Origin of the sequence: Comamonas sp. (genome assembly GCF_036666375.1) — a bacterium.
In the GTDB taxonomy this organism is placed as follows: Bacteria; Pseudomonadota; Gammaproteobacteria; order Burkholderiales; family Burkholderiaceae_C; genus Comamonas.
In genome coordinates this window covers 61,474-82,522 of the sequence record NZ_JAVWWA010000007.1, presented here as the reverse complement: position 1 = coordinate 82,522, position 21,049 = coordinate 61,474, and the positions used below count along the sequence as shown (strand labels likewise).

General features: G+C 68.6%; 20 protein-coding genes and 1 pseudogene. 8 read left to right on the top strand and 13 right to left on the bottom strand.

The features are described from left to right. From RR928_RS03015 to RR928_RS03005, 3 genes and pseudogenes are all read right to left on the bottom strand, one after another. On the bottom strand, positions 1-1,381 hold a 1,381-nt coding region (locus tag RR928_RS03015; RefSeq protein WP_332681471.1), incomplete at its 3' end, for an AMP nucleosidase. A gap of 3 nt (positions 1,382-1,384) precedes the next feature. Continuing rightward, a complete protein-coding gene (locus RR928_RS03010) occupies positions 1,385-2,590 on the bottom strand; it encodes a putative bifunctional diguanylate cyclase/phosphodiesterase (protein ID WP_332681470.1) in 1,206 nt (401 codons plus the stop codon). A 166-nt stretch (positions 2,591-2,756) separates the two neighbouring features. Next, positions 2,757-3,380, bottom strand: a pseudogene (locus tag RR928_RS03005) (PAS domain-containing protein); the annotation flags it as partial. Between the two features lie 215 nt (positions 3,381-3,595). On the opposite strand from RR928_RS03005, the gene dbpA reads away from it, so the two are divergent. From dbpA to dtd, 3 genes are read left to right on the top strand one after another with little or no spacing between them, the layout of a single operon-like run. Continuing rightward, a complete protein-coding gene (gene dbpA / locus RR928_RS03000) occupies positions 3,596-4,993 on the top strand; it encodes an ATP-dependent RNA helicase DbpA (RefSeq protein WP_332549826.1) in 1,398 nt (465 codons plus the stop codon). Positions 4,994-5,039: 46 nt separating this feature from the next. Next, entirely contained in the window at positions 5,040-5,999 is a 960-nt protein-coding gene (locus RR928_RS02995) for a cation diffusion facilitator family transporter (RefSeq protein WP_332549827.1), read from the top strand. A 1-nt stretch (position 6,000) separates the two neighbouring features. After that, positions 6,001-6,456, top strand: a complete 456-nt coding sequence (dtd, locus tag RR928_RS02990; protein ID WP_332681469.1) for a D-aminoacyl-tRNA deacylase — start codon at positions 6,001-6,003, stop codon at positions 6,454-6,456. A 3-nt stretch (positions 6,457-6,459) separates the two neighbouring features. On the opposite strand, the gene RR928_RS02985 is transcribed toward dtd, so the two are convergent. From RR928_RS02985 to RR928_RS02975, 3 genes are all read right to left on the bottom strand, one after another. Next, positions 6,460-7,212, bottom strand: a complete 753-nt coding sequence (locus RR928_RS02985) for a sulfite exporter TauE/SafE family protein (protein ID WP_332536571.1) — start codon at positions 7,210-7,212, stop codon at positions 6,460-6,462. 240 nt (positions 7,213-7,452) lie between these two features. Beyond that, on the bottom strand, positions 7,453-7,911 hold the full coding sequence (gene ybeY, locus RR928_RS02980; RefSeq protein WP_332536570.1) for an rRNA maturation RNase YbeY: 459 nt from the start codon (positions 7,909-7,911) through the stop codon (positions 7,453-7,455). Between the two features lie 8 nt (positions 7,912-7,919). Then, positions 7,920-8,891 carry a PhoH family protein gene (locus RR928_RS02975; RefSeq protein WP_332536568.1) on the bottom strand — a complete coding sequence of 324 codons (972 nt, stop codon included), beginning with the start codon at positions 8,889-8,891 and terminating at the stop codon, positions 7,920-7,922. A 48-nt stretch (positions 8,892-8,939) separates the two neighbouring features. On the opposite strand from RR928_RS02975, the gene ruvA reads away from it, so the two are divergent. From ruvA to RR928_RS02950, 5 genes are read left to right on the top strand one after another with little or no spacing between them, the layout of a single operon-like run. Beyond that, on the top strand, positions 8,940-9,512 hold the full coding sequence (gene ruvA / locus RR928_RS02970) for a Holliday junction branch migration protein RuvA (RefSeq protein WP_332536567.1): 573 nt from the start codon (positions 8,940-8,942) through the stop codon (positions 9,510-9,512). A gap of 3 nt (positions 9,513-9,515) precedes the next feature. Further along, positions 9,516-10,577: a Holliday junction branch migration DNA helicase RuvB gene (gene ruvB / locus RR928_RS02965; RefSeq protein WP_332536565.1), complete on the top strand. Its 1,062-nt coding sequence runs from the start codon at positions 9,516-9,518 to the stop codon at positions 10,575-10,577. Next, on the top strand, positions 10,564-11,850 hold the full coding sequence (locus RR928_RS02960) for an efflux RND transporter periplasmic adaptor subunit (RefSeq protein ID WP_332681468.1): 1,287 nt from the start codon (positions 10,564-10,566) through the stop codon (positions 11,848-11,850). Before ruvB ends, RR928_RS02960 begins: the two co-directional genes overlap by 14 nt. Continuing rightward, positions 11,847-13,070 (top strand): ABC transporter permease, encoded by a 1,224-nt coding sequence (locus RR928_RS02955; RefSeq protein ID WP_332536562.1) that lies wholly within the window; start codon positions 11,847-11,849, stop codon positions 13,068-13,070. The genes RR928_RS02960 and RR928_RS02955 overlap by 4 nt, the downstream gene beginning before the upstream one ends. A 9-nt stretch (positions 13,071-13,079) precedes the next feature. Next, positions 13,080-13,784 carry an ABC transporter ATP-binding protein gene (locus RR928_RS02950; RefSeq protein WP_332536560.1) on the top strand — a complete coding sequence of 235 codons (705 nt, stop codon included), beginning with the start codon at positions 13,080-13,082 and terminating at the stop codon, positions 13,782-13,784. Here the strand turns inward: RR928_RS02950 and RR928_RS02945 are convergent. The 7 genes from RR928_RS02945 to RR928_RS02915 form a co-directional block, all read right to left on the bottom strand. Then, the gene (locus tag RR928_RS02945) at positions 13,781-14,632 is read right to left on the bottom strand and encodes a lysoplasmalogenase (RefSeq protein WP_332548700.1); all 852 of its coding nucleotides are present in this window, start codon (positions 14,630-14,632) and stop codon (positions 13,781-13,783) included. The two genes, RR928_RS02950 and RR928_RS02945, sit on opposite strands and share 4 nt — an antisense overlap. Before the next feature lie 70 nt (positions 14,633-14,702). After that, the gene (locus RR928_RS02940) at positions 14,703-15,767 is read right to left on the bottom strand and encodes an ABC transporter ATP-binding protein (protein WP_332548698.1); all 1,065 of its coding nucleotides are present in this window, start codon (positions 15,765-15,767) and stop codon (positions 14,703-14,705) included. Between the two features lie 4 nt (positions 15,768-15,771). Beyond that, positions 15,772-16,638, bottom strand: coding sequence for a carbohydrate ABC transporter permease (locus tag RR928_RS02935; protein ID WP_332681467.1), 867 nt, complete (start codon positions 16,636-16,638; stop codon positions 15,772-15,774). Then, positions 16,628-17,614, bottom strand: coding sequence for a carbohydrate ABC transporter permease (locus RR928_RS02930; RefSeq protein ID WP_332536552.1), 987 nt, complete (start codon positions 17,612-17,614; stop codon positions 16,628-16,630). The genes RR928_RS02935 and RR928_RS02930 overlap by 11 nt, the downstream gene beginning before the upstream one ends. A gap of 12 nt (positions 17,615-17,626) precedes the next feature. After that, the gene (locus RR928_RS02925; RefSeq protein WP_332681466.1) at positions 17,627-19,048 is read right to left on the bottom strand and encodes an ABC transporter substrate-binding protein; all 1,422 of its coding nucleotides are present in this window, start codon (positions 19,046-19,048) and stop codon (positions 17,627-17,629) included. 37 nt (positions 19,049-19,085) lie between these two features. Next, the gene (locus RR928_RS02920) at positions 19,086-20,012 is read right to left on the bottom strand and encodes a TauD/TfdA dioxygenase family protein (RefSeq protein WP_332536548.1); all 927 of its coding nucleotides are present in this window, start codon (positions 20,010-20,012) and stop codon (positions 19,086-19,088) included. A gap of 260 nt (positions 20,013-20,272) precedes the next feature. Continuing rightward, positions 20,273-21,049, bottom strand: a complete 777-nt coding sequence (locus RR928_RS02915) for an amino acid ABC transporter ATP-binding protein (protein WP_332536547.1) — start codon at positions 21,047-21,049, stop codon at positions 20,273-20,275.

Genomic DNA, 21,049 nt, shown 5'->3' with positions numbered 1-21,049 from the left:
GATGCTGGTCCACGCGCTCGCGGTAGAAGTGGTTGGCCATGCCGGGCAGCTTGATCTCGCCGTGCAGCGGCTTGTCGCTGACGCACAGCAAGGTGCCGTAGGGCACGCGAAAGCGGAAACCGTTGGCGGCAATGGTGGCGCTTTCCATGTCGAGCGCCACGGCGCGGCTCTGGCTGAAGCGCCGCTGGGGCAGGTTGTCGGGCAGCAGCTCCCAGTTGCGGTTGTCGGTGCTGGCGACGGTGCCGGTGCGCATGATGCGCTTGAGGTCGCTGCCGGGCATCTGCGTCACATCGGCCACGGCCTGCTGCAGCGCGACCTGGATCTCGGCCAGCGCCGGAATCGGCACCCACAGCGGCAGCTCCTCGTCGAGCACATGGTCCTCGCGCACATAGGCGTGGGCCAGCACGTAGTCGCCAAGCTGCTGGCTGTTGCGCAGGCCGGCGCAGTGGCCCAGCATCATCCAGGCATGCGGGCGCAGCACGGCGATGTGGTCGGTGATGGTCTTGGCGTTGGCCGGGCCCACGCCGATGTTGACCATGGTGGTGCCGCTGCTGTCGGCGCGCACCAGGTGGTAGCCGGGCATCTGGGGCAGGCGCGGCGGCGGCGTGCCGAGTTCGTCGACGGCCTCGGCGGGCAGGCCCACGCGGCGCGTGACCACGTTGCCGGGTTCGACAAAGGCGCAGTACTCGCTGTCGGGCTTGGCCATCTCGGCATGGCCCAGGCGGATGAATTCGTCGATGTAGAACTGGTAGTTGGTGAACAGCACGAAGTTCTGGAACCACTCGGGCGCGGTGCCCGTGTAGTGGCGCAGCCGGTGCAGCGAGTAGTCGACGCGCGGCGCGGTGAACAGCGACAGCGGCAGCGCGCCGCCGGGCTGGGGCTGCCAGGTGCCGTTGGCGATGCCGTCGTCCATGGCCTCGAGGTCGGGCAGGTCGAACACATCGCGCATCAGCATGCGGCGCTCGGGCGTGAGCGTGCCTTCGATGTGGTCGTTCTCGGCAAACGAGAAGTGGATGGGGATGGGCTTGTCGCTCAGGCCCACCTCGAAATCGACGTCGTGGCTGGCGCGCAGCAGGCGCAGCTGTTCGGCGTAGTACTCGGCGAACAGATCGGGCCGCGTAAGCGTGGCTTCGTAGGTGCCCGGGCCTTCGACAAAGCCATAGGCCAGCTTGGTGTCGGCGCGCGCCACGGTGTGGGTATGGACCCGCACCTTGGGGTAGAACGCATGGATGGGCGAGGAGGGCGTCTCGCCGGCGACAAAGCGCTGCATCGCGTCGCGCAGATGCCCGACCTGTTCGCGGTAAAGCTGCTGGATGTGGGTGAGCGCCTGCTCTGGAGTGGTGTGCCGGGTGATGGCACGGTCATGCGTGAACTGTTCCATGGCCTATTGTGCCTGCAGCTTGTGACAATAATCTTTCTGCCATTGCAGCGCCTGCTCGGCGGGCATGGGCGGCGCGATGTGATACCCCTGGGCCATTTCGCAGCCCAGCGTGCGCAGCATCTCGAGCTGCGCGGCGTTTTCCACGCCTTCGGCGACGGTGCGCAGGCGCAGGCTCTTGGCCATCTGCACGATGGCCGTGACGATGGCGGCGTCGTCGTCGTTGCCGGGCAGCTCGGTGATGAAGGATCGATCGATCTTGAGCTGGTGAATCGGATGGCGCTTGAGATAGGCCAGCGACGAGTAGCCCGTGCCGAAGTCGTCGATCGCCAGCCGCACGCCCTGCTGCTGCAGCGCATGCAGCGTGCGCTGGACCTGGGCGTCGGAGTGCATCAGCGTGCTCTCGGTGAGTTCGATGTGCAGCAGCTGCGCGGGCAGACCGGTTTCGACCAGCACCGCGGCAACGTCGCTGGCCAGGTCGGCATGGCGGAATTCCTGCGCCGACATGTTGACGGCGACGGGAACGCGCGGCATGCCCTGGGCATACCAGGCGCAGGCTTCGCTGCAGGCCTGGCGCAGCACCCAGCGGTCGATGGCGGTGATCAGGCCGCGGGCCTCGGCCAGCGCGACGAACTCCTCGGGGCTGACCAGCCCGCGCTCGGGATGGCGCCAGCGCACCAGCGCCTCGAAGCCGGCGAGCGTGCCGTCGTCGGTGCGCACCTGGGGTTGGTAATGCAGCTCGAAGCCGCCCAGCGCTATCGACTGGCGCAGCAGTTGCTCCTGGTTGAGCATGCGGCTGGCGCGGCTTTCGAGCGCAGGCGTGTAGAAGTGAAACGGTTCGTGGCCGTTGTCCTTGACCAGATAGCGGGCGGCACTGGCATTGCGCAGCAGTGTCTCGACGTTCTCGCCGTCTTCGGGAAAGATCGCAATGCCGATCGCGGGCGCGATCACCAGCTGCTGCGCGGCCACCTGGCAGGGCATCTCCAGCAGCGCGACCATCTGCCGCGTGATCAGCTCGGTTTCGGCGCGCGAGGTGCCGCCGGCGAGCACGACGATGAATTCGTCGCTGCCCGCGCGCGCGACCAGATCGGTGCCGCGCACGCAGCTGCACAGGCGCTGCGCCACCTCGCACAGCACCTGGTCGCCGGCCAGATGGCCCAGCGAGTCGTTGATCGCCGAGAAATGCTTGAGGTCCAGGCTCAGCACTGCCACCGCCAGGTTCTCCAGACGCGCGCGCGATCAGCTGTTCAAGCTGTTCGCTCAGATACCAGCGGTTGGGCAGGCGCGTGAGCGCATCGTGTTCGGCAAGAAAGCGCACCTGGGCCTGGGCCTGCTGGTGGGCCGTGACGTCGCGGATCACGACCAGGCGGAAGTCCTGCGTGCCTTCGCCGTCGGGCATGGGCAGGCCGTCGATTTCCACGGGAATGCTGTGGCCGTCCTTGTGCCTGACCGTGGCCTTGTAGGAAGTGCTGCGTCGGCTCTGGATGCCTTCGAGCGCCAGCGGCCAGAATTCCTTGTCGAGGTACTGCAGCGCCGACTGGCCGCGGATTTCCTCGAGGCTGTAGCCGATCAGCCGCAGCATCGCGGCATTTGCATCCAGCACCATGCCTTCGCGGTGGATCAGAATGGCTTCATGGGTGGCCGCGGAAAACAGCCGCATGCGCTCTTCGCTCTCGTCGAGCTGCTGCTGCACCGAGCGGCCCAGGCTCAGGTCGGTGACCTGCACCACCGCGCCGCGCAGCGTGTCCTGCTCCAGGTGGGGCGTGATGCGCACTTCGATTTCGCGCGGCAGGCCCTGGGGCGAGCGTGCCTGGCGCACATAGCGCACATGTTCGCCGCGCAGGCAGCGCTCTACATGCGGGGCTATGGCCTGCCAGTTGTCAGCGCCCATGATCTCCCAGGGCTGCTTGCCGAGCATTTCGCCGGGCTCAAAGCCATAGTAGGTTGCGTACGCATGGTTGGCGAAGCGGCAGCACAGCGTTTCAGCCTCGTAATAGGCCATCATTCCTGTCGCCGCATCGATGATGAGGCGCAGCATGGCATTGCTGTCGCTGTCGCTGAGGCCGGGCGCACTGGAACTGGGTGGCATTTGCCTTCCTATGGGAATACCTGTTTATAACGTAACCAGATGCCATGACGCAATGACGCAGAGCGCCAATCCCCGACTCTACAGCCCTGCGCCGCGCTGGCCGCGCCCGACCCGGGATAATCGCGTCCATGAACGCCTCTTCCTCTTCCGCCAGTACCGGTTTCGACACCCTGGCCCTCAGCCCTGCGATGCTCGAGAATCTGCAGCAGCTGGGCTACCACCAGATGACTCCCATCCAGTCCGCGAGCCTGCCGCCCGCGCTGCTGGGCAAGGATCTGATCGCCCAGGCCAGTACCGGCAGCGGCAAGACCGCGGCCTTCGGCCTGGCGCTGCTGACCAAGCTCAATCCGCGCTGGTTTGCCGTGCAGTCGCTGGTGCTGTGCCCGACACGTGAACTCGCCGACCAGGTGGCGACCGAAATCCGCCGGCTGGCGCGCGCCCACGACAACATCAAGGTCGTGACGGTCTATGGCGGCGTGCCTTCGCGCGCGCAGATTGCAAGCCTTGAAAACGGCGCCCACATCGTGGTCGGCACGCCTGGGCGTGTCATGGACCTGATGGAGCGCGGCGCGCTCGACCTGTCCGGGCTCAACACGCTGGTGCTCGACGAAGCCGATCGCATGCTGGACATGGGCTTTCATGCCGACATCGAGACCGTGGTGCGCCAGTGCCCCAAGGAGCGCCAGACATTGCTGTTCTCGGCGACCTACCCTGAAGGCATTGCCGACCTGAGCGCGCGCTTCATGAAGAACCCGCAGCGCATCACCGTGCAGGCCCAGCACAGCGAAGGCAAGATCGCCCAGCGCTGGTATGAAGTCAGCGAAGGCCAGCGCCTGCAGGCCGTGGCCGATCTGCTGCTGCATTTCCGCCCCGAGTCGAGCATTGCCTTTTGCAACACCAAGCAGCAGTGCCGCGACCTGGTCGCTCTGCTGCAGGCCCAGGGCTTCAGCGCGCTGGCGCTGTACGGCGAACTCGAGCAGCGCGAGCGCGACGAAGTGCTGGTGCAGTTCGCCAACCGCAGCTGCTCGGTGCTGGTCGCGACCGACGTGGCCGCGCGCGGCCTCGACATCTCGAACCTGGCCGCGGTCATCAACGTCGATGTCACGCCCGACTCCGAGATCCATATCCACCGCGTGGGCCGCACCGGCCGCGGCGACGCCGAAGGCCTGGCGCTCAATCTCGCCAGCCTCGATGAAATGGGCAATGTGGGCAAGATCGAAGTGCTGCAGGGCCGGCCTTCAAGCTGGTTCCCGCTGAGCGAGCTCACGCCAGCGAGCAACGAGCCGCTGGTGCCGCCCATGCAGACCATTCAGATCATCGGCGGGCGCCGCGAGAAGATCCGCGCCGGCGATGTGATGGGCGCGATGACCGCCGACTTCGGCTATGCCCGCGAGCAGATCGGCAAGATCAACGTCAACGACTTCTCGACCTATGTCGCCGTCGATCGCCGCATCGCGGGCGCGGCCGTGGCCAAGCTCAACGCCGGCCGGGTCAAGGGAAAGAGCGTCAAGGCGCGCCTGCTCTAATCCACCGCCTGCCGCACGCGCGGCCCATGTCCAGGGAGTGAGTCGCATGCTCGAAGAATCGGTGTGGAGTTCGCCGCGCGCGGTGCGCTGGCTGAGCCCGTCCAATCTGCTGCGGGTGTCGGTCGCCGTGGCGGTGCTGACGATTGCGCTCAAGACCCTGGCCTGGGCGATGACGGGCTCGGTGGGCCTGCTGTCGGACGCGCTGGAATCGCTGGTGAACCTGGCCGGTGCGATCTTCGCGCTGACCATGGTGACCATTGCCCAGCGGCCGGCCGACCAGGACCATCCCTACGGCCATACCAAGGCCGAGTATTTCTCCGCGGGCTTCGAAGGCATTCTGGTGCTGGCCGCGGCCCTGGCCATCCTCTGGGCCGCGGTGCTGCGCCTGCAGGCGCCGGCGCCGCTGGAGCAGCTGGGCTGGGGCCTGGCGCTGTCGCTGGTGAGCACGGCCTTCAACGGCGCGCTGGCCTGGGTCATGTTCCGTTCGGCGCGCGTGCACCGCTCGGCGGCGCTCGACGGCGATGCCCGGCATCTGGTGACCGACGTCTGGACTTCCATAGGCGTGGTCGTCGGGCTCGCTGCCGCCCACCTCACGGGCTGGCTGTGGCTCGATGCCGCGGTGGCGATAGGCGTGGCGCTGAACATCTGCAAGGAAGGCTTGCTGCTGGTCTGGCGCTCGTCCCAAAGCCTGATGGATCTGGCGGTCGAGCCCGAGGCACTGGCGCGCATCGAGGCCGTGCTCGCGCGCTTCGCCGGCGACGAGGTGCATTTCGACCATCTGGGAACGCGGCGTGCGGGCCAGCGCAGCTTTGTGACGCTGCACATGCATGTGCCTGCCGACTGGTCTCTGGGCCATGCCGCGCGCCAGCGCGAGCGGGTCGAGGCGGCGCTGATGCAGGCCGAGCCAGGCCTGCACGCAACGATTGAACTGCTGCCCGTAGGGGCGGTGACCGCATTGGAAAAAACCGAGGCCCAGGCCAAGCCGGGCCCACAGAGGGAACAGTGAAATGATCAGCGTATTGCAGCGCGTGAAGGAAGCGCGCGTGGAAGTCGACGGCGAAGTTTGCGGCCAGATCGGCCAGGGCCTGCTGGTGCTGGTCTGCGCCGAGCGCGGCGACAGCGAGGCCGAGGCCGACAAGCTGCTGGCCAAGCTGCTCAAGCTGCGCATCTTTGGCGACGACGAGGGCAAGATGAACCGCAGCGTGCAGGACGTGGAAGGCGGCCTGCTGCTGGTGAGCCAGTTCACGCTCGCCGCCGACACCGCCAGCGGCAACCGCCCGAGCTTCAAGCAGGCGGCCGCGCCCGACGAAGGCCGGCGTCTTTATGACTATCTGGTGCAGCAGGCCCAGGCTGCCCATGTCCAGGTGCAGACCGGTCGCTTCGCGGCCGACATGCAGGTGCATCTGGTCAATGACGGCCCGGTGACCGTGCCCCTGCGCATCGCTCCGCGCCCGGCCGCGTGACGGCTACTGCTGCCAGAAGAACAGCGCCGACATCACCAGCCCGGTGACGACGATGCCCGCGCGCAGCCAGGGTGCGGGAATGCGCCGTGCCAGGCGCGCGCCGCCGTAGCCGCCGAGCGTGGCTGCGACCATCATGCCCAGCGCCTGGGGCCAGGCGACCAGGCCGCCGGCCGCATAGACCACGACGGCAATCGCCGTGAGCATCGCCGAGACCAGGTTCTTCATGCCGTTCATGGCCGCGAGCCGGGTCTGGCCCAGCAGGCCGAACAGCGCCAGCAGCACGATGCCCAGCCCGCCGTTGAAATAGCCGCCATAGATGGCCACGCCCAGCATGCCCAGACCGGCTTTCACGGGCGAGGGCGCCTGGTCGTGGCTCGCGCCGGCCGCCCATTGGCGCAGCCGCGGGCCGAACGCGAACATCGCGGTCGCGGCCAGCAGCAGCCAGGGCACGACACGGCGGAACGTGGCATCGGGCGTGAACAGCAGCAGCAGCGCGCCGGTCGCGCCGCCGAGCAGCGACAGGCCGACCACGCGCTTGAAAGTCAGCCCCGGCGGCGACTGCACGTCTTCGCGAAAGCCCCAGGCACCCGCGAGGTAGCCGGGCAGCAGCGCGACCGTTCCCGTGGCATTGGCGATCACCGGCGGCACGCCGGTGAAGACCAGCGCCGGCAGCGTCAGAAAGCTGCCGCCTCCGGCCACCGCATTGAGCGCGCCCGCGACAAACGCTGCCGAAAGCAGCAACAACCATTCACCCATGCCTTGTCCCCTGTGGTGCCGGCGTGGTCGCCGGTCATGCGCGCCATCTTAGTGCGCGACCCGGGCCGGTGCGGGGAAATGCGCGACAGCGGCAAGGCAAAACAGTGGTGACTGTTTTGGGGTGCTGGGAGGGCGGGGGCGTGATAGGGGCTGTTCGATGGGACCTGTGCTGCAGACAGGAGGGCAGGCGTTCATGGTTCGACGAGCTCACCACGAACGGTTGAGCAAGAGCGGGTCGCGCTATTTCGCGTACGGGTCCTCGAACCCCAGCTCGCGCATGATGTCGGTTTCATACGCTTCCATCTCCTCGGCGTCTTGCTCGCCGGTCTCGTGGTCCCAGCCCTGGGCGTGCAGCGTGCCGTGGACCAGCAGGTGGGCGTAATGCTCCTCGAGCGTCTTGTTCTGCTCCCGGGCTTCGCGCTCGACCACGGGGGCGCACAGCACCAGGTCGGCCATCACCGTCGGCTCCTGCTGGTAGTCGAAGGTCAGCACATTGGTCGCGTAGTCCTTTTGCCGGTACTGCAGGTTCAGCGCCTGGCCTTCCTCGGCGTCGACGATGCGCACGGTGATTTCGGCGTCCACGGCCAGCGCGTGGCGTATCCAGCGCGTGACCTTGCTGCGGGACAGCACGGCGCGGTGGGCGCCAGCCGCGTCGAAGCGGCCGAATTGCAGGGAAAGTTGCAGTTGTTGTAGAGGCATGGAAAAACTCAGTCGTCGTTGGCGCGCGTGCGGCTGCGCGCGGCGGGCTGGCGGCCGCGCGCTTCGTAGGCGTCGACAATGCGCGCCACCAGCGGGTGGCGCACCACGTCGGCGCTGGTGAAATGCGTCACGGCAATGCCCTTGACGCGCTTGAGCACGCGCTCGGCGTCAATCAGCCCGCTCATCGCGCCCTTGGGCAGGTCGATCTGGCTCACGTCGCCCGTGACCACGGCCTTGGCGCCAAAGCCTATGCGCGTGAGAAACATCTTCATCTGCTCGGGCGTGGTGTTCTGCGCTTCGTCGAGGATCACGAAAGCGTTGTTGAGTGTGCGCCCGCGCATGAAGGCCAGCGGCGCGATCTCCAGCACATTGCGCTCGAAGGCCTTTTGCACCTTCTCGTAGCCCATCAGGTCATACAGCGCGTCATAGAGCGGGCGCAGGTAGGGGTCGACCTTCTGCGTCAGGTCGCCGGGCAGAAAGCCCAGGCGCTCGCCGGCCTCGACAGCCGGGCGCGTGAGCACGATGCGCTGCACCGCGCTGCGCTCGAGCGCGTCGACCGCGCAGGCCACGGCCAGATAGGTCTTGCCCGTGCCCGCGGGGCCAATGCCCAGCGTGATGTCGTGGCTGGCGATATTCTCGAGGTACAGGTTCTGCGTGGTGGTGCGCGCGCGCAGGTCGGCGCGGCGCGTCGACAGCTGTATCGCGCCGACCGGGGCCTCGACCAGTTCGGCATCGCCCGCTAGCATCAGCTGCAGATGGGCTTCGGGAATCGGGTCGTCCGCCATCTCGTAGAGCGCCTGCAGCATTTCAAGCGCCTGCTGGGCGCGCGCCTTGGGGCCGTCGATCTTGAACTGCTCGTGGCGGTGGGCAATCGACACCTTGAGCGCGGTTTCTATGGTGCGCAGGTGCGCATCGGCCGGGCCGCAGAGGTGGCCCAGGCGGGTGTTGTGGTGGGGAGTGAAGGTGTGGCGCAGGATCACGCGGATAATTCCAGACTAGAGCTGCCAACGGGGCGGCAAAGGACTTCAATGATAGGCAAATTGACCGGCACCCTGCTGGAGAAAAACCCGCCCACGGTATTGGTGGACTGCCACGGCGTGGGCTACGAGGTGCAGGTGCCCATGAGCACCTTCTACAACCTGCCCGCGACCGGGGCCCAGGTGGGCCTGCTCACGCACTTCATCGTGCGCGAGGATGCGCAGCTGCTGTTTGGTTTCGGCACTGCATCCGAGCGCGAGACGTTCCGCGAGCTGATCAAGATCACGGGCGTGGGCCCGCGCACGGCGCTGGCCATCATCAGCGGCATTGGCATAGAGGACCTGGCCCAGGCGGTGACGCTGCAGGAGTCGGGACGGCTGATCAAGGTGCCGGGAATCGGCAAGAAGACCGCCGAGCGGCTGCTGCTCGAGCTCAAGGGCAAGATCGGCGCCGACATGGGCTCGAAGTCGCTGTTCACCAACGAGCACCAGAACGACATCCTGCAGGCGCTGCTGGCGCTGGGCTACAACGACAAGGAAGCCGCGGCCGCGCTCAAGGCCCTGCCGCCCGATATCGGCGTCAGCGACGGCATCAAGCGCGCGCTGCAGGCCTTGGCAAAATAAGCCATGACCATCCACACCGACGATTTCGCGCCCGCGCCGCCGAAGCGCGCCATTTCCGCCGCGCCGCTGTCGCACCATGAGGAAGCGATGGAGCGCGCGCTGCGCCCCAAGCTGCTGCAGGAGTACGTGGGCCAGGCCAAGGCGCGCGAACAGCTCGAGATCTTCATCGGCGCGGCGAAGAAGCGCGGCGAGGCGCTCGATCATGTGCTGCTGTTCGGGCCGCCGGGCCTGGGCAAGACCACGCTGTCGCACATCATTGCCGCCGAACTGGGCGTCAATCTGCGCCAGACCAGCGGCCCGGTGCTGGAAAAGCCCAAGGACCTCGCGGCGCTGCTCACCAACCTCGAAGCCAACGATGTGCTGTTCATCGACGAGATCCACCGGCTGTCGCCCGTGGTCGAGGAAATCCTCTACCCCGCGCTCGAGGACTACCAGATCGACATCATGATCGGCGAAGGCCCGGCCGCGCGCTCGATCAAGCTGGACCTGCAGCCCTTCACGCTGGTCGGCGCGACCACGCGCGCGGGCATGCTCACCAACCCGCTGCGCGACCGCTTCGGCATCGTTGCGCGGCTCGAGTTCTACACCGCCGAGGAGCTGGGCCGCATCGTGGTGCGCAGCGCGGGCCTGCTGGGCGTGCCGCTGGACGCCGCCGGCGGCTTTGAAATCGCGCGCCGCTCGCGCGGCACGCCGCGCATCGCCAACCGCCTGCTGCGGCGCGTGCGCGACTACGCCGATGTCAAGGGCGACGGCCGCATCACCCAGGACATCGCCAACCGCGCGCTGGCCATGCTCGATGTCGATCCGCAAGGCTTCGACATCATGGACCGCAAGCTGCTCGAAGCCGTGATCCACCGCTTCGACGGCGGCCCCGTGGGCCTGGACAACATCGCGGCCAGCATTGGCGAGGAGGCGGGCACGATAGAGGACGTGATCGAGCCCTATCTGATCCAGCAGGGCTATCTGCAGCGCACGCCGCGCGGGCGCATTGCCACCAAGGCCGCGTACCTGCACCTGGGCGTGCCCGTTCCCAACATGCCCCCGCCCGTCGATGAAGGGTTCTGAGCGCGCGCCGCGGCGTGCGCGCGGCTGGCGGCTGATGGCGTTCGCGCTGGCGCCGCTGCTGCTGGCCACGCTGGGCTGGCGTGTATGGCACTGGAGCGTGCCGCAAGTGCCGGCCATCGAGGTGCAGGCCGCGCCGCTGCAGCGCAGCCTGCAGTTCTCGGCGCGCGTGGAGCGGCTGTCGCGCGTCGAAGTTGGTGCGACGCTGGTCGGGCGCGTGCAGTCGGTGGCGGTGCGCGCAGGCGCGCAGGTGGCGCAAGGCGCGCTGCTGGTGCAGCTGGAAACCGATGAAGCCCGGGCCGCGCTGGTCCAGGCCCAGGCCACGCTGGCCCAGCAGCAGGCGCGCGCCGCAGGCCTGCGCAGCACGGGGCGCAGCGGCATAGCCGCCCAGCTGGCCCAGGCCGAGGCCGGGCTGCGCGCCGCGCGGCGCGATCTCGAGCGCAGCCGCGCGCTGCTCGCCCAGGGCTTTGTGAGCCAGGCCCAGGTGGATGACAGCGAGCGCGCCCTGCTGGTGGCCCAGGCCCAGCAGCGCGGCGCCGCGGCCCAGCGCGATGCTTACCAGGACGGCGGCAGCGAAATCGCCCAGGCGCGTGCCCAGGTGGCGCAGGCCGGCGCGGCGGTCGATGCCGCGCGGCTGCGGCTCGCACAGACGGCGGTGCGCGCCCCGGCCGACGCCCAGGTGCTCACGCGCAGCGTGGAGCCCGGGCAGATCGTGCAGCCGGGCACGGCGCTGCTGCGCCTGGCGCTGGCCGGGCCCACGCAGATCGTGGCCCAGGTCGACGAGCGCTTCCTCGATCAGCTGCGCACCGGCCAGCGCGCGGCCGTGGTCGCCGATGCGTTTCCCGCCCAGCCGCTGGCGGCGCAGATCATCTCGATTTCACCTGCGGTCGACGCCCAGCGCGGCGCCGTCGAAGTCAAGCTGGCGCTCGATGCCGCGGCGCCGGACTTCCTGCGCGAAGACATGACGCTGTCGGTCGAGGCCGTGACCGGCGAGCGCGCCCGAGCGCTGGTGCTGCCGCTGGCCGCATTGCAGGCGCCGGCGCGCGCCGCGGGCCGGGCCGACATATCCGCCGCCGACCCGGCGGCCAGCGCCGCCAGCGCCCAGGTCATGGTGGTCGAAGGCGGCAAGGCCAGGGCGCGCAGCGTGACGCTGGGCCTGCGCTCGCTGTCGGCGGTCGAAGTGCTGTCGGGGCTGGACGCCGGCGAACGCGTGCTGACCGCGCCCGTGGCCGACGGCCAGCGCCTGCGCGCGGTCGTTGCACCATCGGCCCGATGATGGCCTGGCTGGGCTTCGAGCGCCGCGTCGCGCTGCGCTTTCTGCGCGAAGGGCGCATGCAGACGCTGCTGATCATTGCCGGCGTTGCCGCGGGCGTGGCCGTGGTCACCTACATCAGCGCGCTGATTGCCGGCCTGCAGGCCAACACCGTGGCCAAGACGCTGGGCACGCAGGCGCATCTGACGCTGCGCGCGCCCGACGACCGCGTGCTGCCGGCCCTGCCCGCGCAGGCAGGCGCCGCAATCTCCGAAGTCCAGCCGCGCGCCCAGCGCCTGCGCTCGGTCGCCAACTGGCAGCTGCTGCTGCCGCAGCTGCAGGCCCTGCCCGGCGTGAGCGCGGTCTCGCCCATGGTCTCGGGCGCGGGTCTGGCGCTGCGCGGCGAGGCCACGCAGGCGATCGCGCTGATGGGCGTGGACCTGGAGCGCTACCGGCGCATCATCGATCTCGACAGCAAGATCACCAGCGGCCGGCTGCAGCTCGCTCCCGGCGAGGCCATGGTCGGCGTCGAACTCGCGGCCGATCTGGGACTGCGCGCGGGTGACCGTTTCACCATAGACACCGGCAGCGCGACCGAGTCGGTGCGCGTCAGCGCGCTGCTCGATCTGGGCGTCAAGGACCTGAACCGGCGCAGCGTGCTGGTGCCGCTGCGCAGCGCGCAAAGTCTGCTGGGCCTGCCCGGCGGCGCGACCGTGCTGGAGCTGCAGCTGGCCGATGTCTGGCAGGCGCAGGACATGGCGCGGCAGCTGCGCCAGACCTATCCCTATCGCGTCGAGAGCTGGCAGGACAACAACGCCCAGCTGCTGTCGGCGCTGGCCGCGCAGTCGATTTCCACGGCGGTGATTCGCGCCGTGGTGCTGGCCGTGGTGGTGCTGGGCATAGCGAGCGTGCTGGTGGTGTCGGTGGTGCAAAAGCGCCGCGAGATCGGCATCCTGCGCGCCATGGGCGCGACGCGCGGCCAGATCGCGCGCGTGTTCCTGCTGCAGGGCGCGATGGTCGGCGCTCTGGGCTCGCTGCTGGGCCTGTTGCTCGCAGGTCTGCTGATCTGGGCGTTCATGCACTTCGTGCGCGGGCCCGACGGCGGGCCGGTGTTCGTGATCACGCTGTCGCTGCCCACCATGCTGCAGGTGTCGCTGCTCGCCACGCTCTGCGGTGTGCTTGCGGCCGTCGCGCCCGCGCGCCGCGCCGCGGCGATGGACCCGGCCCAGGCGATTCGCATCTGAAGAGCGCCGATGACAAACGCCAATCTCCTGCAGCTGTCCGGCCTGCGCAAAAGCTACAACCTGGGCCGGCCCAACGCGGCCGAAGTGCTGCATGGCATAGATCTGCGCATAGGCGCGGGCGAGTTCGTCGCGCTGATCGGGCCTTCGGGCTCGGGCAAGAGCACGCTGCTCAATATCCTGGGCCTGCTCGAGCCAGCGACCGCGGGCAGCTACCAGCTGCAAGGCACGGAAATGGCCGGCCTGCCCGACGCCGCGCTCACGCGCCGGCGGCGCCAGGCGCTGGGCTTTGTGTTCCAGTTCCACCACCTGCTGCCCGCGTTCACGGCGCTGGAGAACGTGACGCTGCCCGCGCTGATGGCTGCGGGCCGGGTCACGGCCGGCGAGCGCGCGCGCGCCGCGGAACTGCTGGCCGCCGTGGGCCTGGCCGATGCCATGCACAAGCGCCCCGGCGAGCTGTCGGGCGGCATGCAGCAGCGCGTGGCGATCGCGCGCGCGCTGGTGCATGACCCGGCGCTGGTGCTGGCCGACGAGCCCACGGGCAATCTCGATACCGCGTCGTCGCAGGCCGTTTTCGAACTGCTGCGCGCCATCCATGCCGAGCGCGGCACGGCTTTCGTGCTTGTGACCCACGACCCGCGGCTGGCCGCGCGCTGCGACCGCGTGATCGAGCTGGTCGATGGCCGGATTGCGGGCGACGCGCCGCCGCCAGGCTAACGCTGCGCGCCGCGCATGGCGCAGAGCATGCCCACAACGATCAGCACCTGCGCAACGTAATAGCTCGAAAGAACGCCCAGCTGCGACCAGGGCAGGGGCTGGACGAACCGGTGGGTGGCCAGCAACGAATCGCTGAGCATGAAGCTGCAGCTGCCCAGCGCCACCAGCAGCGCCGCGGGCCGATCGGCGCGCGGCGATTCATGCCAGCGGCCCCAGGCCTGGGCGGCCATCAGCGCGATCACCAGCACATAGGCCGCGACCGGCAGGCGCAGCGCCGCGGGCAGGCCGCCCTGCCAGAGAAACGTGTACATCGCCACGCCCAGCAGCAGCGCGAACGCCAGCGCGCTGCGCAGCGCGAACCAGCGCCGGTCCTGCTTGAACAGCGCGATATAGCAAAGATGGGCCAGCAGGAAGCTCGCCAGCCCGGGAATGAACAGGCCGCGCAGCATCAGGAACACATCGCCCGCGAGCGATGCCGCCAGCGCCGCAAGCAGCAGCCAGCCGCTGCGCTCACCCCCATGGCGCTGCATGCTCAGCGCGACGGCGAGCATGGCGCAGACCATGGTCAGCGGCTTGAACACCAGGTGCCATTGGTGCAACCCCAGAGCGCTGCTGGCCGTGGCCAGCGCGCCCGCCTGCAGCATGCAGGCCAGCGCCGGGCTGGCGCGCGAACGCAGCGCGGCCACGCCCGCGAGCAGGCTCGCGAGCACGGTGGTCCAGGCAATCACGAAGTGCGCCAGCGGCGGCTGTTCGGAGTCTCCCGCGAGCACGCGCCAGGCGAGCAGCAGTGCGAAGAAAATGCCCAGGGCCGGTCCGGCCCAGGCCAGTGCATAGCGGGAAAGGTGCATGCAAACCATTGTGAAGCGCCGCGCCGGCGCTGGCGATGCAGGGGAACCCTTGGGCGCTGGGTCCGCGCCTTCAGTTCAAGCGCGCGCCCGAAGTCCTGTCGAACACGTGCAGCCGTGACGCAACAGGCCGCAGGCCCAGCGCGCTGCCCGGACGCAGATCGAGGCGTTGGCGCGACACCGCGATCACGTTCTGGCCGCCCAGGCGCGCGGCGATCTGGGTTTCGGCGCCCGTGGGTTCCAGCACCTGCACTTCGGCGCGCAGGCCCTGGTCGCTTGAAGTGACTTCGAGGTGCTCGGGCCGCACGCCCAGCCAGACCGCGCGCCCCGGCGCCAGTGTCAGGCCCGCGGGCAGGGGCAGTTCCAGCCCGTCGTCGGTCAGCACCCGGCCCCCTTCCTGCGCGCGCCCGGCCAGCAGGTTCATTGCGGGCGAGCCTATGAAGCCGGCGACGAATGCGTTGCGCGGCCGGTCGTAGAGTTCCAGCGGCGTGCCCACCTGTTCGATGTATCCGTTCTTGAGCACCACGATGCGGTCGGCCATGGTCATGGCCTCGATCTGGTCGTGCGTCACATAGAGCGTGGTGGTTGCCAGCCGCTGGTGCAGCGCCTTGATCTCGGTGCGCATCTGCACGCGCAGCTTGGCGTCGAGATTCGACAGCGGCTCGTCGAACAGAAACGCGCGGGGCTCGCGGATGATGGCCCGGCCCATGGCCACGCGCTGGCGCTGGCCGCCCGACAGCTGGGCCGGGCGCCGGTCAAGAAGTCCCTGCAGGTCGAGAGTGGCCGCCACCTCGTCGACGCGCTGCTTGAGCAGCGCCGGCCGCACGCCCTGCAGCCGCAGCGCAAAGCCCAGGTTGTCGGCCACGCTCATGTGCGGGTAGAGCGCGTAGTTCTGGAACACCATGGCGATGTTGCGCTCGCGCGGCGCGACATCGTTGAGGCGCTGCGTGCCCAGCAGGATCTCGCCTGCATCCACGGCTTCCAGCCCGGCGACCATGCGCAGCAGCGTCGACTTGCCGCAGCCCGAGGGGCCGACCAAAGCGACGAATTCGCCGTCGCCTATCTCCAGCGACAGGTCGTGCAGCACGGCCTGGCCGGCATAGTGTTTGCGCAGATTGCGCAGCGAAATCGAAGCCATGGAATCAGTCCTTGACGCCGCCAGCCGTGAGGCCGCGCACGAGGTATTTGCGCACCAGCAGCGTGAAGGCCACGACCGGCAGCATGACCAGCGTTCCCGCGGCCGCGATCTTGGTCCACTCCCAGCCGTCGTACTGCAGGAAGTTGACGATGGCCACGGGCGCGGTCACTGCCTGGGTGCGCGTGAGGATCAGCGCGAAGAAGAAGTCGCTCCACGAGAAGATGAAGCACAGCACGGCGGTGGAGACCAGGCCGGGCAGCGCGAGCGGCAGGGTCACATGCCGGAACGCCGACCAGATGCCGCAGCCGTCCATCCACGCAGCTTCCTCGAGCGCCGCGGGAATCGCGGCAAAGAAGCTCTGCATCAGCCAGATGACGATGGCCAGATTGAAGGTCAGGTAGATCAGCGTCAGCCCCCAGACCGTGTCGAGCAGGCCGCTCCAGCGCAGCGCGAGAAAGAACGGAATGGTGAAGGCAATCGGCGGCGCCATGCGCGTGCACAGTATCCACAGCGCCACATGGCGGCGCGCGCGAAAGCGCCAGCGCGTGAGCACATAGGCCGCGGGCACGCCTATGAGCAGTGACAGCGCGGTCGACAGCGTGCTGGTCAGCAGGCTGTTGCCGAAGGAGCGCGCGAACTGGTCTTGCCACAGCGCGCGAAAAGCGTCCAGCGTGGGCACGAACAGCAGCCCGGGCTCGAACGCATCTTCGGCCGGGCGCAGCGCCAGCTGCACCATCCACAGGAAAGGAAACAGCAGCAGGGCCAGCAGCAACAGCGCCGCGGCTTCGCGCCCATGGCGGCGCAGCCAGCCGGGCCTGCGCGGCTGGTCCGAGGGGAAGGGCGGCTCGTAGAGCGCGGCTTCAGCGTGCATCGTCGCCTCCGTCGCGGCCCAGGCGGCTGACCAGCGCGCTGAGCGCAAAGACCCCGGCCAGCATGACCAGCGCGATGGCGCTGCCGTAGCCCCAGAAGGAGAAGTTGAAGGCCTGGATGAATCCATAGAAATTCGTGACTTCGGTGACCGTGCCCGGCCCGCCATTGGTCAGCACGTAGAGCAGCGGAAAGGCCTTGAAGCTGTCGATCAGCCGGAACAGCGCGCAGACGAGCAGCACCGCGCGGATATGCGGAAAGACGATGAAGCGAAACAGCTGCCAGCGATTCGCGCCGTCCATGCGCGCGGCTTCGAGCGGGTCGTCGGGAATCATCTGCAAGGCGGCAAGCACCATCAGCATGGTGAACGGAAACCACTGCCAGGTATCGGCCGCGACCACGGCCCACAGCGCCGTGTCGGGGTTGGCGATCAGCGAGCGCAGCGGCCAGCCCAGCGCCTCGAGCGCCTGGTGCAGCGGGCTTATGTCGGGCGTGTAGAGGATCTTCCAGATCAGCGCGACGACGATGGGCGGCAGCACCATGGGAATCAGGAACAGGCTGCGCACCGCGCCCAGCACGGGCGAGCGGCCGTGCAGCAGCAGCGCGATGCCCAGGCCCGTCAGCAGCTGCAGCGTCACGCCCACGCTCGACAGCTGGAACTGCACCCACAGCGAATGCAGAAAGCGCGGGTCGTTGAGCAACTGCCGGTAGTTGCCCAGCGGGTCGCGAAAGTGGAACGTGCCCGCGGGGTCGGTCAGGCTCAGCGGCGTGAGGCTCACGACGATCAGCGTGAGCAGCGGCGCCAGCGTGACCAGCGCCAGCACGATCAGCGCCGGGTACAGGCCCCAGCCGTAGGCGCGGCGCTGCTGGCGCTGCCAGCCCGGCGCGGCCACCGGCGCCGCCGTGCGGCTCGGCAGATAGTAGTGCTGGCCGGCCTCGCCGGCGGGCAGGGCGGGAGCAAGCGCGGGAGGCAGCTGCATGGGCGGCTCGCCTCAGACCGCGATGCCCGAGCGCTTGAGCTCGGCCAGCGCGCCGATCTGCGCCTGCTGCATGGCCGCGGCCGCCGACTTCTGGCCCGAGACAATCAGCTCTATGGCCTTGTTGATCTGCTGGTCGATCTGCGGATACACGGCCACCGTGCGGTACTTCATGTGGCCCTGTCTGGCCGCGAGATCGATGGCTTCGGACGACAGCCTGGCGATGTCGTAGCCGTTGACGCGCTGGCGTTCGGCAAACACCGGCGACTGCATGTCGGAGCGGCGCGTGGGCGAGCCGTAGCCCGCGGCAACCGCGCGCTGCGTGATCTGCTTGGACGTCGCCCAGGCAATGAACTGCCACGCGGCCTGGGCGTTCTTGCTGCCCACGGGAATGCCCAGGCCATGCACGGCCGAACCCGGAAAGCGCCCGGCCGGCCCGCGCGGCACCGCGCCCCAGGCCGTGGTCGAAGCCACCTTGCTGCTGGCCTTGTCGGCGAGCTGCGACAGATAGATCTGGCCCTGCACGCCCAGGTTGCTGCGCCCGCTCTTGAGCGATTGCAGCGACTGATCGGCGGTGTACGAGACCGCGCCGTCGGGGCCGAAGTCGCGCAGCAGGCGCGCGAAGTAATCGGCCGCGGCAATCGCTTCGGGCGTGTCCAGCGTGGGGTAGAGGTCGTGCGGCGCCTTGCGGAACACATCGCCGCCAAACGCCTGCAGGAACGGCGGGAAGGTCCAGCCGTAATGGTTGTCGGTGACGAAGCCGGCCGCGCGCTCCTTGCGGTGCGCGGTCTGCACGGCGCGGCTGAAGTCGTCGAGCGTGTCGGGAAACGCCAGGCCCGCGCTTTTGAGCACGTCGAAGCGGCTGGCCGCGGCCAGCGTGACCTCGGCCGTCCAGGGCACGCCATAGAGCTTGCCGTCGGCGCCGGTCTCGGGCGCGCGCGCGCCGGCCAGAAAGTCGTTGATATCGAAGTCGGCCGGCGTCAGATTGCGGTTGGCGATGAAGTCGTCGAGCGGCGTGAGCCAGCCCGAGTTAATCCAGCGGCTCGAGTAGATGAACGTGACGTTGACCACGTCGTAGGCGCTGCCCTTGGTCGACAGCTCCAGGTCGGTGCGCTGGTTGTAGACCGGAAAGCCCGGCGTGTCGAAGTTCACGCGCGCGCCCGTGCTGTCCTCGAACTCGGCGATCCAGGGGCGCAGCAGCTTGGAGTAGGCGGTGCTGAACAGCGCGACATTGAGCGTCGTGCCCTGCAGCGGCTTGGCGCGCTGGGCAATGGCGGGCATGCCCCACAGGGCGCTGGCGCCAAACGCGCCCAGGGCGGCGCCGGCGCGCAGCAGGGCACGGCGCGAGCCGGCAGGCGCTGAATCCGTTCGTCCTGAGCTTGTCGAAGGATGAACGGCGGCGTCGGCGGCGGTGACAGGAGTGTGGGCGAGCGGCATGAAAGGACTTTTCAGAAATCAGTGCGACAAGGCGGATTTACACGCTTACGGCCGTGCGGTCGATGCTGCGTCGGCCGTCGATGGCCGTGGTGTGTTCGCCGGTCACCGTGACGCGGCGCACCACGCGGTGCTGGTCGCCGTAGTCGTTGATCGCGTAGTGCTGGGTCGCGCGGTTGTCCCAGATCGCGACATCGCCTTCGGACCAGCGCCAGCGCACGGTGTTCTCCAGCGCGACGATGCGCTGGTGCAGCAGCTCCAGCAGCGCGCTCGATTCCTGCTGGCGCAGCAGGTTCAGGCGCTTGGCGAAATGGCCCAGCAGCAGCGCGCGCTCGCCGGTCTCGGGATGCACATGCACCACCGGGTGCTCGGCTTCGATGACGGTGCGTCGGAAGGTTGCGCGGTAGGCGGCGCGGCCCGCGATTTCCGCGGCGCTGGCCGTGGTCTGCTGGCGCGGATCGGCATAGTCGTAGTCATTGCCATGCACGGCCCACAGTTCGTCGGCCAGGGCCTTGAGCGGCGCGGGCAGGCCTTCGTAGGCGGCCACGGTATTGGCCCAGACGGTGTCGCCGCCATGCGGCGGCAGTACCACGGCGCGCAGTATGCAGGCCTTGGGCGGCGCGGCCTTGAAGGTGACATCGGTGTGCCAGGAATCGGCGCGCCCGCCATGGCGCGAGTCGAGTTCGAGAAAGCGCGTGCCGTCGGGCGCGGGCACCGTGGGATGGGCCTCGATCTCGCCCCAGAGCCGGCCAAACGCCTGGTGGCTGGCGTCATCGAGATGCTGCTGGCCCTTGAAGAACAGCACGCGGTGGCGCAGCAGCGCGGCGCGCAGCTGGGCGACGGTCTGCGCATCGAGATCGCCCGACAGGCGCAGGCCGCGCACTTCGGCGCCTATTCGCACGGCCAGCGGCGTGATGTCCAGCGGGCCCGCCAGTTGCACGGGCAGGGATTCCAAAACAGCGCTCATAGGATGCTCCAGGGTAGGCGTACACGACGCAGTGGAGGTTCATCCTAGGCAGGCCGCAGGTTCGGGCCAACGAATTTTCTGGCAGATCGATATCTGAAAAACAGCGCGCGCCCTGAAATGCCCTTCGACGGGCCCGCCCAGGGAAGCTCAGGGCGAACGGGGTGTCAGGGCGAGGCGAAAAAACCCGTTCGGGCTGGGTCCTGAGCGCGCCTCGCCGGCCGCGTCGCAGGATCGAAGCCCCGGCGTTCAATCAGCCGGCCTCAATGCGCGCGCCCCAGAAACTGCTGCAGCTCGGGCGTCTGCGGCGCGCCGAACAGCGCTTGGGGCGTGCCCACTTCATGCACCTTGCCCTGGTGCATGAACACCACGCGGTCGCTGACCTTGCGCGCGAAGTTCATTTCATGCGTGACCATGACCAGCGTCATGCCCTGGTCGGCCAGGCTTTCGACGACCTGCAGCACTTCGCCCACGAGCTCGGGGTCCAGCGCAGAAGTCACTTCGTCGCACAGCAGGATCTCGGGGTCCATGGCCAGGGCGCGGGCAATGGCCACGCGCTGCTGCTGGCCGCCCGAAAGCTGGTCGGGCATGGCGTCGAATTTCTCGGCCAGGCCCACGCGCGCCAGCAGGCGCTCGGCGTTCTGGCGCGCCACATCCTTGGGCTGGCTGGTGACCAGCGTGGGCGCGAGCATCACGTTGCGCCCCACGGTGAGATGGGGAAACAGGTTGAAGTTCTGGAAGATCATGCCCACGTTCTTGCGCAGCTCGCGCATCGCGCCGGCGTTGTCGGCCTGCAGCGGCTGGCCGTGCACCGTGAGCGTGCCTTCCTGGAAAGCCTCGAGGCCGTTGATGCAGCGCAGCAGCGTGCTCTTGCCCGAGCCGCTCTTGCCGATGATGGACACCACTTCGCTGCGCGCGATCGTGAGGTCCACGCCCTTGAGCACTTCGTTGCTGCCGTAGCGCTTGCGCAGCCCGCGGATATCGACCAGAGGCGTCTGCGAGGCAATGGGGGAAAAGAGGGCGTTGGCGATGGATGTCAT

Excerpts from the sequence above, each read along its gene's own strand:
- dbpA (WP_332549826.1), top strand. The coding sequence starts at position 3,596 with ATGAACGCCTCTTCCTCTTCCGCCAGTACCGGTTTCGACACCCTGGCC.
- RR928_RS02995 (WP_332549827.1), top strand. The coding sequence starts at position 5,040 with ATGCTCGAAGAATCGGTGTGGAGTTCGCCGCGCGCGGTGCGCTGGCTG.
- dtd (WP_332681469.1), top strand. The coding sequence starts at position 6,001 with ATGATCAGCGTATTGCAGCGCGTGAAGGAAGCGCGCGTGGAAGTCGAC.
- RR928_RS02985 (WP_332536571.1), bottom strand. The coding sequence starts at position 7,212 with ATGGGTGAATGGTTGTTGCTGCTTTCGGCAGCGTTTGTCGCGGGCGCG.
- ybeY (WP_332536570.1), bottom strand. The coding sequence starts at position 7,911 with ATGCCTCTACAACAACTGCAACTTTCCCTGCAATTCGGCCGCTTCGAC.
- ruvA (WP_332536567.1), top strand. The coding sequence starts at position 8,940 with ATGATAGGCAAATTGACCGGCACCCTGCTGGAGAAAAACCCGCCCACG.
- ruvB (WP_332536565.1), top strand. The coding sequence starts at position 9,516 with ATGACCATCCACACCGACGATTTCGCGCCCGCGCCGCCGAAGCGCGCC.
- RR928_RS02960 (WP_332681468.1), top strand. The coding sequence starts at position 10,564 with ATGAAGGGTTCTGAGCGCGCGCCGCGGCGTGCGCGCGGCTGGCGGCTG.
- RR928_RS02955 (WP_332536562.1), top strand. The coding sequence starts at position 11,847 with ATGATGGCCTGGCTGGGCTTCGAGCGCCGCGTCGCGCTGCGCTTTCTG.
- RR928_RS02950 (WP_332536560.1), top strand. The coding sequence starts at position 13,080 with ATGACAAACGCCAATCTCCTGCAGCTGTCCGGCCTGCGCAAAAGCTAC.
- RR928_RS02945 (WP_332548700.1), bottom strand. The coding sequence starts at position 14,632 with ATGCACCTTTCCCGCTATGCACTGGCCTGGGCCGGACCGGCCCTGGGC.
- RR928_RS02940 (WP_332548698.1), bottom strand. The coding sequence starts at position 15,767 with ATGGCTTCGATTTCGCTGCGCAATCTGCGCAAACACTATGCCGGCCAG.
- RR928_RS02935 (WP_332681467.1), bottom strand. The coding sequence starts at position 16,638 with ATGCACGCTGAAGCCGCGCTCTACGAGCCGCCCTTCCCCTCGGACCAG.
- RR928_RS02930 (WP_332536552.1), bottom strand. The coding sequence starts at position 17,614 with ATGCAGCTGCCTCCCGCGCTTGCTCCCGCCCTGCCCGCCGGCGAGGCC.
- RR928_RS02925 (WP_332681466.1), bottom strand. The coding sequence starts at position 19,048 with ATGCCGCTCGCCCACACTCCTGTCACCGCCGCCGACGCCGCCGTTCAT.
- RR928_RS02920 (WP_332536548.1), bottom strand. The coding sequence starts at position 20,012 with ATGAGCGCTGTTTTGGAATCCCTGCCCGTGCAACTGGCGGGCCCGCTG.
- RR928_RS02915 (WP_332536547.1), bottom strand. The coding sequence starts at position 21,049 with ATGACATCCATCGCCAACGCCCTCTTTTCCCCCATTGCCTCGCAGACG.